The sequence below is a fragment of the Auraticoccus cholistanensis genome, assembly GCF_009742705.1.
GTDB lineage: Bacteria > Actinomycetota > Actinomycetes > Propionibacteriales > Propionibacteriaceae > Auraticoccus > Auraticoccus cholistanensis.
The window spans coordinates 279,290-293,798 of sequence record NZ_WPCU01000005.1 but is presented as its reverse complement, the minus strand read 5'-3'; the positions used below and the strand labels follow the sequence as shown (position 1 = coordinate 293,798).

Genomic DNA, 14,509 nt, shown 5'->3' with positions numbered 1-14,509 from the left:
GGGGGTGGGGCGCCGTCGGCCGACGCTAGACCCGGCCGGGCGTGGGCGTCAATGGTCGGATCACCGGCTGTGACAGGGGCCACAGCCGAGCCGGGCACCCCGCCGTCGCCGCCCTCCGCCACGGTCGCGCGGCGAGCGGTGGGCCCCGACCCCGGCAGACTGTGCGCCCGTGAACGCGACCCGCTACCGCACCGTCCTGCTGCCCGGACGCCACCACCTGCTGACCCGTTTCCAGATCGCCTACCTCGCCGAGCTGTTCGCCGGCCGGGTGTGCGCGGGTGACGGGACGCCGGTGGCGCTGGAGCCCGACGCCGAGGTGGTCTGGGCGGTGACCTCGGCCAACCACTCGGGCACCCGGCGCAACCCCGTGCCGGCGCACCGCCGGGAGGCCATGGTGGAGCGGGTCGGCGCCCTGGAGGGGATGCCGTTCTCGGTGGTGCCGGTGGTGGACACCACTCCGACCGACCGCTTCGCCACGACGGTGGTGGAGACGGTGGCCGGCACCCTCGGCAGACGACCGTCGCCGACCGAGACCGTCGTGGCCTGCTCCACCGCGGCGGTGGCCGCCATGTACCAGGCCCTCGGCTACCGGGTGGTGGAGGTGGAGGCGGACACCGCCACCCGCGCGCGGCTGCAGGCAGCCGGGTTCGACGACCTACGCCCCTGGGACGTGCTCGAGCTGCTGGTCGCCGGCGACGACCGCTGGCGCGAGCTCGTGCACCCGGCCTGCCTCGACGTGTACGAGCGCTACGACCTGGCGGCCGAGGTGGCGCGGATCTGCACCGACCCCGTGGTCTCGGACGAGGGCGGGCTCACCGAGACCCGCGACTACGCGACCTACACCGCGGCCTTCGACGACGCCTCGGACCGCAAGTGGGAGCAGGTCCGCGACTTCGTGCGGCCCGGCCGCGTGGTCGACCTCGGCTGCGCGGCCGGCGGCCTGCTGGAGCGGGCGGCGCGGGAGCCGGTGCTGCACGAGTCCGACCTGTTCGGCGTCGAGGTCTCACGCCACCTGGTGGCGGAGGCCGAGCACCGCAAGGCCCAGGGCGTCTTCGCCAACCCCAACACCTGGTTCCTGCAGCGCAACCTGCTGACCGCACCGGTGTTCGAGGACGCCTCGGTCGACACCACCCTCACCCTGGCCGTCACCCACGAGATCGCGAGCTACGGCGAGGGGGTGGTCGACCTGCGACGGCTGACCGAGCGGGTGGCCCGCCACACCCGTCCCGGCGGGGTGTGGATCAACTCCGACGTCCTCGGCCCGCGCGACGGGACCCGCCGGGTCGTGCTGCGGCTGCGCTGCGACGACGGCAGCAACCCCGACGCGCCGCGCGACCTGGACGGTCTGCCGGCGGCGGACGTGGCCACCCACGTCGCGGGGCTGTCGACGCGGGCCCGGCTGGACCAGTTCGCCCTCGACTTCCCGCGGCTGTCCGGCGGCCGCTTCGAGCCGGCGCCGGTCCCGGGCAGCCGCACCGACGTGGAGCTCAGCCTGGCCGAGGCGATGGAGTTCCTGACCACCAAGGACTACACAGACAACTGGCTGAGCGAGTGCCACGAGCGCTTCTGCGACCTCGACTGGGACGGCTGGGTGGAGCTGGTGACCGCGGCGGGCTTCGACGTCGACCCGGCCAGCCGGCCCTGGCGCAACGAGTGGATCGTCGAGCACCGCCTCGACCCGGTCGCCTCGCTGCACGACCCCGGGACGGGGGAGCAGCTCGCGTGGCCGGAGACCCACGTGCTGATGGTGGCCCGGCGTCGTCACGAGCCGCGGGCAGAACTGGGCTGACCCGCGCGGCGGAGACGATCCCGCGAGACGGACATGGCTTTTCTTCCCCGGAGGTGCTAATGGCCTCGGCCCGTCGAAGGACGCATTTTCCGCGCGTTCATCGCGACGTCACATCACGATTCGGTAACGCTGTTCCTGCGCCTTGCGTGTCGCACTTCGGCACCGATACACATAGCGCGGACGTCTTTCGGGGGTTGGCGTGCGTTGGGTGTTACCACTGATTTCGCTGACCTCAACCCTCAGCAGGTGGGTGGTGACCACGGAACATCTGTTGAGGAGCCTGGGTGAGTACGCAGCTGACTGCGCAAGCACGAGAAAGATCTGGCGGTCCACGCCGCCGCCCGTCACGGATCGCGGTCGTCCTGACCGTCGTGACGGCGCTGTTCATGTCGATGTTCAGTGCCGGCGTCGCGCACGCCGCGACGGTCTACGAGATCGAGGGGGAGTGGGAGGCGGGCACCCCCACCACCGTCGGACGCGGTGACGTGGTCACCGGCATCTGGCGCGTCAACGTCAACGACGACGCCGAGGCCCCGGCGAACGACCCGGTCGAGAACGTGCTGTTCTCGGTGACGCTGGACAACGGTGTCTTCCGTGAGCTCCCGGACGTCTGCGTGACCGGCGACGAGGTGGACCCGCAGTCCACCCTGTCCGAGGACAACCGCACCCTGACCTGCAACCTGGGCACCGTGGAGCAGGGCAGCGCGGTGGTCATCCAGACCCCCGTCGTGGTCGACGGCCTGACCGGCGAGCAGCTGACCGCCGTCGGCGAGATCAACGGCCAGGAGCAGCCGCTGCCGCCGCTGAACATCGTCAACGAGTTCGGCATGGACATCCAGTTCGGCCAGAACACGGGCAGCTACTACTGGAACGACGACTACACCCAGCTGGACGTCGACTTGAACTGGTCCCTGCGGCTCGCCGCCGGGTCGGACCCGGGTCCGGACAGCGTGACCTACCGGCTCCAGCTGACGGAGACCAACAACGGCACCATCGAGCCCGGCACCGGCCTCTACGGTGATGTCGGTTGCGGACCGTTCAACGCCTACATCGCCAACGGCCACCCGTGGTCGGAGCTGCCGAACTACCCGGCCGACCAGCAGACCTCCTTCGTGGACAGCTGCACGCTGACCCCCGTGGCCGGACAGCCCGGCCTGTTCGACCTGACGCTGGACGGCATCAACTACGACCTGGCCACCGTCCCGACCAAGGACTCCGCGGGCAACCCGCTGCCGACCGACTGGTCCTACATCGCCAGCGGCAGCCTGTGGTTCTCCATCACCACCAACCGGGCCGGTTCGATCGCGCTGCAGACCAACGCCCCGACCTACGAGTCGACCACCGGTCTCTTCTCGACCGACCTGACCGAGAACAACACCACCACCAAGAGCTACACGCTGCCGGGTCGTTGGTCCGCCCCGTGGTACCGGGGCCACACCGGTGCCGGCGGCACGAACTGGGACGACACCTACCGGGTGTCGGCCGGGCAGACGGTCGCGCAGTTCGTCAACAACACCGCGTCCCGCCTCGGCGACGTCCCCGACGAGCAGATCCACGGGCAGTGCCTGGTCTTCGACACCGCCTACTCCAGCTACGCCTCGCCCGAGGGTGAGCGCGTGCCGATGATCCGCGGCTACGACCAGGAGGGCGCCGGTGGCGCCGCCGAGCTGGAGAACCCGCCGACCCTCGAGTACTACGTCGGCACCGTGACGGACCCGAACGCCTTCGTCTGCGGCAACGACCCGGGCAACTGGGTGGACGAGGAGCCGGCCGACCTGGAGACCGTGCAGGCCGTGCGCATCCTCTACCCGCACTCGCTGCTGGCCGAGGAGGGCTGGCAGGGCATCCAGCTGCTGGCCTACACGGAGCTGGACGACGACCTGGAGATCGGGCAGGACGTGTGGATGTTCGGGTCGGTGTTCGCGAACGGTGTCTGGGAGGGCCCCGGAGAGCCCTGGGACTCCAACGTGATCACCCCGACGCCCGGGACCCGCTACCCGGCCACCAACGGCCGCCGCGACATCCTGCGGATCATCTACGCCACCCCGGCGATCAGCAAGGCCGGTGACCGTCAGGTGGTGCGTCCGGGTGAGCCCGCGACCTTCACCCTGACCTACTCCGCCAACGGCGCCGGTGCCATCCCGGACACGGTCGACGGCTACGAGATCGTCGACACGCTGCCGGTGGGGATGACCTACGTCCCCGAGTCGACGGAGCCGGAGCCGGAGGTCACCACCAACGGCGAGGGCCAGCAGGTGCTCACCTGGACCCTCAACGAGGTGCCGACCAACACCCCGAACACGCTGACGTACCAGGCGGTGGCCTCTGACTCGGTGACCCCGGGCCAGACGCTGACCAACACCGCCACCTCGTCCCTGGCCGGGCAGAGCTCCCGGCCGGCGTCGGCCCAGGTGACGGTCGCCTCCAGCGGCTACACGCTGCTGGGCAAGAGCACCGCGCAGTGGTTCATGAACAACCCCGACGGCGAGGGCAACAGCACCGGTTCGTGGACGGTCAACCTGCGTTCCTCGGACCCGCTGCCGCAGGCCTACACCGACACGATCGACATCCTCCCCTACAACGGTGACGGTCGCGGGACCGACTTCCAGGGCACCTACTCGGTGACCTCGGTGGACGCTCCGGCGGGGGCGACGGTGTACTACACCACCGCCGACCGCGAGACCCTCTCCGACGACCCGGCCGACGAGATCAACGGTGCGCCCAACGCCCCGTCCGACATCTGGTCGACCACGCCGGTGGCCAACCCGACCGCCATCCGCGTGATCGGCGGGCAGCTGAACCCCGGTGAGGCGTTCGCGTTCGACGTGAACATCGCCACCGAGGGTGCTGCTCCCGGTGACGTCTGGGTGAACCGGGCGCAGTCGCGGGCCGAGCACACCCGTCTGGTGATGCGGACCTCGGAGCCGCTGACCATGGGCACCATGTACTCCGCGTCGCTGAAGAAGTACGTGCAGGACCGCGACGGCGAGTGGCACGACGCCCAGGACGCCTCGGACTACCCGGTGTTCCGCATCGGCGACGAGGTCACCTACCGGATCGGGGTCACCAACACCGGTCAGGGCACCCTGACCAACGTGCAGGTCACCGACGACAAGTTCGACCAGGGCGCGTTCCTCATCGAGGAGCTCGCTCCCGGTGACGTCGAGTACCACGAGTACACGGTCACGATCGAGGACTCCTTCGGGACCTCCTTCGTCAACACCGCCAGCGCGACCGCGGACCAGCCCGAGGACGCCGAGGACCCGGTCCAGATCAACAGCGACCCGGCCGGTGTCGAGGTGGCCAACTACTCGGTGGTCAAGACCTCCGACCCCTCGGGGGCGGCGGTCAACCCCGGCGACGTGGTGACCTACACCGTCGAGGTGACGCAGGAGGGTTCGGTGGCCGCTGAGGCGACCTTCAGCGACGACCTCTCCGACGTGCTCGACGACGCCACCGTCGACGCGGACTCGATCGTGGCCAGCACCGGCACGGCCGAGCTCGACGGCGAGGCTCTCGTCTGGACCGGCACGGTGCCGGTGGGCGAGGTCGCGACCGTCACCTACGAGGCCGTGGTGAAGAGCTACGACGAGATCGAGGCCGACGGCAACTGGATCCTCGACAACGTCGTCTTCTCCGAAGGCTGCGCCGAGGAGGGTGACTGCAACCCGCCGGAGAACCCGATCGGGAAGTTCACCTACTCCAAGGTGTCCGACCCCGAGCCCGGCACCGCCGTCGCTCCGGGGCAGGAGATCGACTACACGATCACCGTCAGCCAGCAGGGCGAGGCGGCCATCCCCGGCGCCTCGGTCGTGGACGACCTGAGCGACGTCCTCGACGACGCCACGCTGGACCCGGCCACCATCAGCGCCTCGGCAGGGGAGGCCGTCCTCGACGGATCGACCCTGTCCTGGACCGGTGACCTGGCCGTGGACGACGTGGTCACCATCACCTACACCGTGGTGGTGGTCGAGGACGGCAGCGACGAGCTGGTCAACCCCGTCACCTCCGAGGACCCCCGCGGGACCTGCGACGAGGAGGTGGGCTGCGAGACGACCCACCTGAAGGGCCACTTCACCTACTCCAAGACCGCCGACCCGGGTTCGGGTGCCACGGTCGCCGAGGGTGACGTCATCACCTACACCGTGACCGTCAGCCACCAGGGCAAGGCCCCGCTGGAGGACGCGACCGTGGTGGACGACCTCACCGACGTGATCGACGACGCCATCTACAACGGCGACGTCGAGGCCTCCTCGGGTGCCGTTCGGTACGCCGACTCGAAGCTGACCTGGACCGGTGACCTGGAGGTCGGGCAGGTCGTGACCTTCACCTACACCGTCGAGGTGACCGGTGACGGCAGCGACAACCTGGTCAACCCGGTCACCACGGACGACCCCCGTGGCACCTGCGACGAGGCCGTCGGCTGCCAGACCGAGCACCCGCTCGAGGACGCGCCCGTGCCGGCTCCCGGCCTGGGTGGCGGCGGTACCGGAGTGGGCGGCAACCTGCCGAACACCGGTGCTCCCGCGGTGCTGGGAACGCTGCTGGCCGGTCTGCTGATGGTCGGCGCCGGGCTCACCGTGGTGGCCCGCCGTCGTCGGATCAGCCTCGGCAAGGGACAGACCAGCTCCCTGTGAGCCTCTGACCCGATCACTTCACACGGGCCCGGTGCCCCCACCCGCGAGGGTCGGGGGTACCGGGCCCGAAGTGGTTCTCGGGGCCGGGGGAGAGGTGTCCGAGCTCGCACGGTGGTCCTGCCCGTCGATCACCCCGTCTGGCTCGCCACCGATCCGCCTGGTGAGCGGTCACAATCGGGCAACGGAAGCCGTCCGCCCCTGTGGCAGCGTGTCGCGGACGCCTAGGCTGCCGACGTCGGACTGGCGACCGCCCGCGGGGTGGCAGGTGCCGCCGCACTGGGAGGTGCCGCGGGGCTGGCCGCCGTGGGTGGACGAGCAGGGGCGACCGACCGCGCCACCGACGACCCCACGAGCAGCTGCAGGGCCGACCAGACGCCTGGGGCGTGTCGCGGTGGGTGCAGGCGGCACGCTGGTCGGTCTGGTCGTCGGGCTCGTGCTGGGCGGCACGGGGTCGACGACGGCGACTGCGCCGGTCCCGTCGGCCGTACCGACGGCCACGGTGACGAGCACCGCGACCGAGACGGCGACGGTCACGGCGCCGCCGGAGCCGGCGGAGACGATCTACCAGGTGACGGAGAAGACGGTCACCGCCGAGCCCGAACCGGCACCGACGGTCACCGAGACGGTGTACCGGGCGGCGGCTCCCGATACCACCGACGACGAGGTCGGCTCAGCACCCGACGCGGCGGACGACACCTACTACGAGAACTGCGACGCCGCCCGCGCGGCCGGTGCCGCGCCGGTGCGGACCGGCGACCCGGGATATGGACGCCATCTGGATCGTGACGGCGACGGGGTCGGCTGCGAGTCATGACAACGGTGTAGTTCGCGCGGCGTCGTGTGAGCGGTGATCTGGACGCGGATGCGGCCGACCACCAGCCTCCTGGACAGTAGTCCGATAAGTGACATTATGACATTACGGGTGGATCGACTCCGTCGGGGAGCCTGGCTCGGGCCTCCCCCCGGGTCTCGAGATCGCGCCGTAGGTTGCTGGCATGACCCGTGAGCGCTCCGTGCTCCTCGAGCACCTCGACACCGAACGCCGCCACGTGCTGGCGGCCGTCGACGGCCTCGGCGAGGACGCGATGACCAGGCCCGGCGCTCCGTCCGGCTGGTCGCCGGCCCAGCTCCTCAACCACCTGACCTACGACGACGAGATCTTCTGGATCGGCGCCGTGGTGGCTGCGGACGAGGAAGCCATCAGCCTGGTCCAGGACGGCTGGAAGGTGCCGGTGACGACCGGCGCCGAGGCGGTGTCCCGGTACCGCCGCTGGTGCCGGCGCAACCAGGACGTCCTCGAGGGCCTCGACCTCGACGCACCGCCCCGGTGGTGGCCGCCGGCGGAGGTCTTCCCGTTCCCGCCGTTCCCGCAGACACGCGACTGCGTGCTGCGGCTGCTCGTCGAGACCGCCACCCACGCCGGCCACCTCGACGTCGTCCGCGAGCGGATCGACGGTCACCAGCACCTGGTCCTGGGCTGACCGCGGCCGACCGGCCCGCCCGACCGGCCACCCTCCCCCGCGTCCGCCATCCACCGCCGGCGAACCCGGAAGAAGGAGAAAACTCCTGCGCACGGTGGCAGGCATCCGGCACCATCGAGATCGCAGGCGAGTCGACGCCTGGAGCCACCACGAATCAGGAAGTCGTCCCATGAGAACCGCCCGCATCCTCGGTGGCGTCGCCGCTGCCGTCGTCGCCGCCAACCTCGTCGCCGTCCCGGCCTCGGCCACCGGCCGTCCCACCCACACGCTGAACACCGTGCACGAGCTGTCCTGCGCGTTCTCGACCACCACCGGTGAGAGCGTCTTCTTCCAGGCCAGCGGCGGCAGCGCCTCCGGCGAGTCCGGCTCCTCCTTCTTCGTCGAGGACCAGCAGTCCCGCACCGTGCTGGAGGGCTGGGAGGGCACCGCGGACTTCGGCCCCCACTTCACCGCCGAGGTCACCGCCACCGTCCCCTCGACCGGCGAGTTCGTCGGCACGGCCACCTTCTCAGCGGACGTCGTCGAGGGCGAGCCGGTCGTGGAGGAGGTCGACGACCGTGACGGCAACATCCGCACCACCGGGACCATCACCACCAGCGAGTTCACCTTCAGCAACGTGTCCGCGAGCGTGCCGGGGTACTCCCCCGTCCCCGACGAGCTCTCCTGCAGCGGGTCGAAGATCGTCTTCGACATCTACACGACGAACCCGCCGGTGCACGTGGTGCGCAGCAAGGACTTCAACTCCGCCATCTGCGCCGTGGAGGGTATCCCCCACGCACAGGTGCTGCTGAGCGGCGAGAGCCGCTGGGCTCCCTACGCGGAGGTCGTGGTCGACGACGGCACCAACCCGCTCAAGGCCGAGGGCGACGTCGCGATGCGCGGCCCCCGGGGCCGGCTGGTGACCCCGCTGCTGGAGGTCTTCACCGGTGACACGGTGGCCGACCTCACCCTGCGGGTGGAGCTGACCCAGGCGGGCGCTCCCGTGACCACGGTCGAGCGCGACGGCCGGTCGCGGGTCATCGAGACCGTGACCCCGTTCGAGGCCCACATCAGCGTCGAGACCACCGACGGGCGACGCGGAGAGGTGACGTGCGCCGCCGAGGAGCTGCAGCACACCTCGATGACGTTCCGCCGCTGACCGGCAGATCTTCACCAGCACGGCACGGCCGCCGGCTCCAGGGAGCCGGCGGCCGCACCGGTCCAGCTCAGCGCTTCTCGCAGGCCACGCCGTCGTTGTCGCGGTCGAGGTCGTACTCGCCGGTCCTGGCGTTGCGCGGCCCGTCGTTGAGCTTGTACACCTTCGTCGACACGGTGAAGTTCTTCACCGGCTTGGCCTTGCCGGTGACCTTGTCACGGGCGCCCTTCTTGGCCACCCCGTGCGGGTAGTCCTTCTGCAGCGCGGTGCAGTTCTTGTACGACTTGGGCTTGGGGGCGGCGTCGGCTGCGTCGAGCCCACTGGTCAGCGGGGCCGCGAGCAGGCCGAGAGCGAGCGCGGTGGCGGCCAGGCGGCGCACGGTGGTGGTCACACCGGGAACCTAGCGCCTGACGGGGGTGCGGGGCGCGGGGTCGAGGGCAACGATCCGGTACCGGTTCCAGGCCTCGAGCTCCGCTCACCCTGCCGGGCTGCGGGCGCCGTCGCCGACCGCGCGGTCGAGGGCCCGGCCCAGCCTCTCCCCCGCGTCGGCGGCGAGTCGGAAGTAGGCCCACACCCCGCGCTTCTCGCGCTCCAGCAGCCCCGCCTCGACGAGGATCTTGAGGTGGTGGCTGACGGTCGGCTGACTCAGCCCCACGGGCTCCGTGAGGTCGCACACGCACGCCTCGCCGTCCGGCTGAGCGGCCACGATGGACAGCAGCTGCACCCTGCTGGGATCAGCCAGGGCCCGGAACAGCCGAGCCAGCTCCTGGGCCGTGCCGGTGTCGACGCCGTCCGCTCCCCCGCTGCCGCAGCAGGACCTGGAGAGGGCGCCGTCGGCGGCTGGGGCGGTCATGGCTCCATCTTGCCATGCATCGACGCTCGTCGATATGGTCTATGCATCGAAGTTCGTCGATCGACGGGAGCCACGATGTCCGAACCGCAGCGAGCGGATCTGCCGGTGGTCGTGATCGGCGCCGGCCCGGTGGGGCTGGCGGCGGCCGCCCACCTGCTCGAGCGCGGCCTGGAGCCCCTGGTGCTCGAGGCCGGTGCGTCGGTGGGGGCTGCGGTCTCGCAGTGGGGCCATGTCCGCCTCTTCTCCCCCTGGCGCTACGACGTGGACGCCGCCGCCCGGCGGCTGCTGGCGGCGGAGGGCTGGACGTCGCCCTCCCCCGAGGAGCTGCCCACCGGTCGCGAGCTGGTGCAGCGCTACCTTGAACCGCTAGCGGCCACCGAGCCGCTGTCGGGACGCATCCGCACCGGAGCCCGGGTCGTGGCGGTCACCCGCGCCGGCGCGGACAGGACCCGCACGCTCGGCCGCCAGCGGCGTCCCTACCGGCTGCGGGTCGTGGACGCCTCCGGACGGGTGGACCACGTGCTGGCCCGCGCGGTCCTCGACGCCTCCGGCACCTGGTCGCGACCCAATCCCCTGGGACCCGACGGGCTCCCGGCCGTCGGCGAGGACGACGCCTGCGAGCGGCTGACCGGCTCCCTGCCGGACGTGCTCGGCCGGGACCGCGCGCGCTTCGCCGGCCGGCACACCCTCGTGGTGGGGATGGGCCACTCCGCGGCGAACACGCTGCTCGCCCTCGTCGAGCTGGCCGGGACGGCCCCCGGGACCCGCATCAGCTGGGCCATCCGCGGTGGCACCGCGCGACGTCTCTACGGCGGCGGCAGCGACGACCAGCTGCCCGCGCGAGGTCTGCTCGGGACGCGGCTGCGCGAGGCCGTCGGCATCGGCGTGGTGCGGCTGATGACGCGGGTGGCCATCGAGCGGCTCACGCCGCTGGCCGACGGGGTCCGCGTGACCGGCACCAGCCGCGACGAGCCGCTCGAGCTGGAGGTCGACACCGTCGTCAACGCCACCGGGTTCCGGCCCGACCTGGAGATGCTGCGGGAGGTCCGCCTCGACCTGGACCCGGTGGTGGAGTGCCCTCGCGGGCTGGCAGAGCTGATCGACCCGAACGTCCACTCCTGCGGGACGGTCCCCGCCCACGGCGAGCGGCTGCTCGCCCACCCCGACGACGGCTTCTACCTGGTCGGCACGAAGTCCTACGGCCGGGCCCCGACGTTCCTGCTGGCCACCGGCTACGAGCAGGTGCGCTCCGTCGCGGCCGCGCTGGCCGGTGACCGGGCGGGCGCCGACGCCGTGGAGCTGCAGCTGCCCGCCACTGGGGTGTGCTCCACCGACCTCGCGGCCCAGCCGGACGAGACAGCCGGGTGCTGCGGGGCACCGCAGCCGGTCCTCGTCGGGCCGGCACGTCGACGTGGAGGAGCGGCGTGACGGCCCAGGGCACCACCGAGTCCCCGGCCGTCACCCGCCGGCTCTCCACGCTCGACCGGTGGCTGCCGCTGTGGATCGGGCTGGCCATGGTCGCCGGGCTGCTGCTGGGCCGGTCCGTGCCCGGGTTGTCGGCTCTGCTGACAGCGCTTGAGGTGGGCGGCGTCTCGGTGCCCATCGCGCTGGGGCTGCTGGTCATGATGTACCCGGTGCTGGCCAAGGTCCGCTACGACCGGGTCGCCGCCGTCACCGGCGACCGGAGGCTGCTGCTCAGCTCGCTCGCGCTCAACTGGCTGCTCGGCCCGGCGCTGATGTTCGCCCTGGCCTGGCTGTTCCTGGCCGACCTGCCGGAGTACCGCACCGGGCTCGTGGTGGTCGGGCTGGCGCGCTGCATCGCCATGGTCGTCATCTGGAACGACCTCGCCTGCGGGGACCGGGAGGCCGCCGCGGTGCTGGTGGCCGTCAACTCGGTGTTCCAGGTGGTGGCCTTCTCGGTGCTCGGCTGGTTCTACCTGACGGTGCTGCCGGGCTGGCTGGGGCTGGACACCCAGGGCCTGGACGTCTCGGTCGGTCAGATCGCGGTCAACGTGCTGGTCTTCCTGGGCGTCCCGCTGGTCGCCGGCCTGGCCTCCCGGCTGCTCGGCGAACGCACCCGCGGCCGGGACTGGTACGAGCAGCGCTTCGTGCCCCGGATCGGACCCTGGGCGCTGTACGGGCTGCTGTTCACCATCGCGCTGCTGTTCGCCCTGCAGGGGGACCAGCTGGTGTCCCGGCCGCTCGACGTCGCGCGCATCGCGGTGCCGCTGCTGGTCTACTTCGCCGTCATGTGGGGCCTCGGTCTCGCCCTGGGCAAGGTCCAGGGCCTGGGTTACGCACGCTCCACCACGCTGGCCTTCACCGCCGCCGGCAACAACTTCGAGCTGGCGATCGCGGTCGCCATCGGCACCTTCGGCGCCACCTCCGGGCAGGCGCTCGCCGGAGTGGTCGGCCCGCTGATCGAGGTGCCGGTGCTGGTGGGTCTGGTCTACGTCTCGCTGTGGACGGCCCGCCGCTGGTTCGGCGTCGACCCCTCCCCCACCAGCCCCAGCCTCAGCCCCCAGCACACCCCTGCCGATCGAGAGGCCCGTCGATGACGACCACCAACCCCTCCCCCGACGCCGTCCGTCCCTCGGTGCTGTTCGTCTGCGTCCACAACGCCGGGCGGTCGCAGATGGCCGCGGGCTTCGTCCGCGCTCTCTCCGGCGGCACGGTCGAGGTGCGCTCCGCCGGGTCCCTGCCGGCCGAGCGCGTCAACCCGGCCGCCGTGGAGGCGATGGCCGAGCTCGGCATCGACCTGCGCGGCGAGCAGCCCAAGGTGCTCACCGAGGAGGCCGTGGTGGCCTCCGACGTCGTCATCACCATGGGCTGCGGCGACGCCTGCCCCTGGTTCCCGGGCAAGCGGTACGAGGACTGGGCGCTCGAGGACCCCGCCGGCCGGGGCGTGGATGCCGTGCGCCCCATCCGCGACGAGATCGGTCGACGGGTGCAGGAGCTGCTGCGGTCCCTGGGCGTCACCCCGACGGCGCCGCCGGTGGCCTGAGGCCGGACGACCACTGCCTGACCGCTCGCCCGACGTTACGTCAACATGGTGTTGACAGTGACTCGTTGACGCGGAACGCTGGGCTCATGAGTGACGGCCAGGCCAGTCCCTTCTCCCCCAGCGACCCAGGGCGCGACCGGTCACGGCGCACCCACACGGCCCTCTTCCGGATCACCGAGCGGTTCGCCGCGACCCCCGACGCCCGCGCACGGAGCCGGCACCCGGAGCAGGTCGACCCGCAGGAGGCGGTGCACCTGGTGACCGCCCTCGCCGCCGGTTCCGCGCCTCCTCGCAGCGGCGAGCCGCCGGTCGACACCGACGACCTGGCCGCGGCGCTGACCCTGGTCCCCGAGGCCCGCGCGCAGCTCGACGGGCTGGAGGCGTCGCTGATCGGCGTCGCCCGTGGACGGGGGATGACCTGGGCCCAGATCGCCTTCGCCCTCGGTCTCCGCTCGGCCCAGGCCGCCCAGCAGCGCAGCGACCGGCTGGCGGCCCGGGTCGACGACGAGGACCGCTGAGCGAGCACGCCGCCACCGCCGGGGCCACCGGTGAAAGGGCGTTGCGGACGCCGCGGCCCACCACGAGGGTGGGGCCCATGGTCTGCCTCGTCTCCCACACCAGCATCGACAGCCGCGACGCCTACACCCTCTCCACCTGGTGGCGGGAGGTGCTCGGGTACCGCGACCTCCCCGACGACCCGAACGAGCCGGGGCACGAGGAGTGCATGATCGAGGACCCCGCCAGCGGCCACCGGCTGCTGTTCATCGAGGTGCCGGAGGGCAAGCGGGTGAAGAACCGGCTGCACCTGGACCTGCGGCCACGCACCGGCACCCGCGACGAGGAGCTGACCCGGCTGCTCGCCCTCGGCGCCACCCAGGTGGCCGACCACCGCGGCATCCACGGCCCGGGAACCGGCTGGGTGGTGCTGGCCGACCCGGAGGGCAACGAGTTCTGCATCCTCCGCTCCGAGCAGGAGCTCGGCGGCTGATCAGCCCCACCGGCGGACGCCCGGTCGCGCCCGTCCGGTGGCCGACTCAGCTCCGGGGGACCCGGGCTGCGGCATCCTGGTCGCCGGCCAGGATCCCCTCGGCCAGCCGCCGGCAGTCCCGCCCCGGGGTCAGCCGGGCGGCCTGGTCGACGAGCTGCTGCGCCACCTGGTGCAGGCGCAGGTTGCGGCTCTGGGAGAAGTAGCTCAGCAGCAGGAAGGCGGCGTCCTCGCTCAGGCCGTAGACCGTCATCGCGATGCCCTTGGCCTGCTCGATGGTGGCCCGGTGGTTGGTCGCAGCACGCACCGCGCGGGTGCTGGCGTGGCGCTCGGAGTCGGTGACGTCGAGCAACGAGCCGGCCACCGACCGCTTGAGCCAGCTGGGACGCTCCGTCTCGGGGCAGCCGTCCGGTCCGAGGGTCAGGATCACGGTCCTCGGCCGCCGGCTGGCGGTCTGGACCTGGATCCGGGCGGCGACGCCGCGCTCCGGGGCCTCCTGCAGCATCGCGCGCACCTCCGCCCGGTGCGCGGGGTCGACGTGGTGGAGCAGCAGCGCGGTGCTGGGGGCGAGCGCATCCTGCTCGCGGCCCAGCAGCGCGTACACACCCTTCGACCACCACCACAG

The 14,509-nt window shown here is 71.9% G+C and carries 13 protein-coding genes; 10 read left to right on the top strand and 3 right to left on the bottom strand.

From position 1 onward, the window contains the following. The first annotated feature begins 169 nt into the window (after positions 1-169). From GC722_RS07280 to GC722_RS07260, 5 genes are all read left to right on the top strand, one after another. The gene (locus GC722_RS07280; protein WP_331714493.1) at positions 170-1,789 is read left to right on the top strand and encodes a class I SAM-dependent methyltransferase; all 1,620 of its coding nucleotides are present in this window, start codon (positions 170-172) and stop codon (positions 1,787-1,789) included. Between the two features lie 371 nt (positions 1,790-2,160). Continuing rightward, complete coding sequence (locus tag GC722_RS07275; protein ID WP_156609345.1) at positions 2,161-6,426, top strand: DUF7927 domain-containing protein; 4,266 nt, start codon at positions 2,161-2,163, stop codon at positions 6,424-6,426. A gap of 499 nt (positions 6,427-6,925) precedes the next feature. Beyond that, on the top strand, positions 6,926-7,240 hold the full coding sequence (locus tag GC722_RS18235) for an excalibur calcium-binding domain-containing protein (protein WP_331714492.1): 315 nt from the start codon (positions 6,926-6,928) through the stop codon (positions 7,238-7,240). A gap of 181 nt (positions 7,241-7,421) precedes the next feature. After that, positions 7,422-7,907: a mycothiol transferase gene (locus GC722_RS07265; RefSeq protein WP_156609344.1), complete on the top strand. Its 486-nt coding sequence runs from the start codon at positions 7,422-7,424 to the stop codon at positions 7,905-7,907. A 169-nt stretch (positions 7,908-8,076) separates the two neighbouring features. After that, positions 8,077-9,045 (top strand): hypothetical protein, encoded by a 969-nt coding sequence (locus GC722_RS07260; protein ID WP_156609343.1) that lies wholly within the window; start codon positions 8,077-8,079, stop codon positions 9,043-9,045. Positions 9,046-9,112: 67 nt separating this feature from the next. Here GC722_RS07260 and GC722_RS18230 read toward each other — a convergent pair whose 3' ends face one another. Both GC722_RS18230 and GC722_RS07250 read right to left on the bottom strand, forming a co-directional pair. Continuing rightward, positions 9,113-9,433: an excalibur calcium-binding domain-containing protein gene (locus GC722_RS18230; RefSeq protein ID WP_197429887.1), complete on the bottom strand. Its 321-nt coding sequence runs from the start codon at positions 9,431-9,433 to the stop codon at positions 9,113-9,115. 84 nt (positions 9,434-9,517) lie between these two features. Next, positions 9,518-9,895 carry an ArsR/SmtB family transcription factor gene (locus GC722_RS07250; protein WP_156609342.1) on the bottom strand — a complete coding sequence of 126 codons (378 nt, stop codon included), beginning with the start codon at positions 9,893-9,895 and terminating at the stop codon, positions 9,518-9,520. Between the two features lie 75 nt (positions 9,896-9,970). Between GC722_RS07250 and GC722_RS07245 the strand changes: the two genes are divergently transcribed. The 5 genes from GC722_RS07245 to GC722_RS07225 all read left to right on the top strand — a co-directional run bounded on the left by GC722_RS07245 (position 9,971) and on the right by GC722_RS07225 (position 13,887). Continuing rightward, on the top strand, positions 9,971-11,323 hold the full coding sequence (locus tag GC722_RS07245) for an FAD-dependent oxidoreductase (protein WP_156609341.1): 1,353 nt from the start codon (positions 9,971-9,973) through the stop codon (positions 11,321-11,323). After that, positions 11,320-12,453, top strand: a complete 1,134-nt coding sequence (gene arsB, locus GC722_RS07240) for an ACR3 family arsenite efflux transporter (protein ID WP_331714491.1) — start codon at positions 11,320-11,322, stop codon at positions 12,451-12,453. Before GC722_RS07245 ends, arsB begins: the two co-directional genes overlap by 4 nt. Beyond that, on the top strand, positions 12,450-12,899 hold the full coding sequence (locus GC722_RS07235; RefSeq protein WP_156609340.1) for an arsenate reductase ArsC: 450 nt from the start codon (positions 12,450-12,452) through the stop codon (positions 12,897-12,899). The genes arsB and GC722_RS07235 overlap by 4 nt, the downstream gene beginning before the upstream one ends. Before the next feature lie 86 nt (positions 12,900-12,985). Then, on the top strand, positions 12,986-13,417 hold the full coding sequence (locus tag GC722_RS07230; RefSeq protein WP_156609339.1) for a DNA-binding protein: 432 nt from the start codon (positions 12,986-12,988) through the stop codon (positions 13,415-13,417). A gap of 77 nt (positions 13,418-13,494) precedes the next feature. Further along, positions 13,495-13,887 (top strand): VOC family protein, encoded by a 393-nt coding sequence (locus GC722_RS07225; protein ID WP_156609338.1) that lies wholly within the window; start codon positions 13,495-13,497, stop codon positions 13,885-13,887. Between the two features lie 46 nt (positions 13,888-13,933). Here the strand turns inward: GC722_RS07225 and GC722_RS07220 are convergent. Next, on the bottom strand, positions 13,934-14,509 hold a 576-nt coding region (locus GC722_RS07220; protein ID WP_197429886.1), incomplete at its 5' end, for an ANTAR domain-containing protein.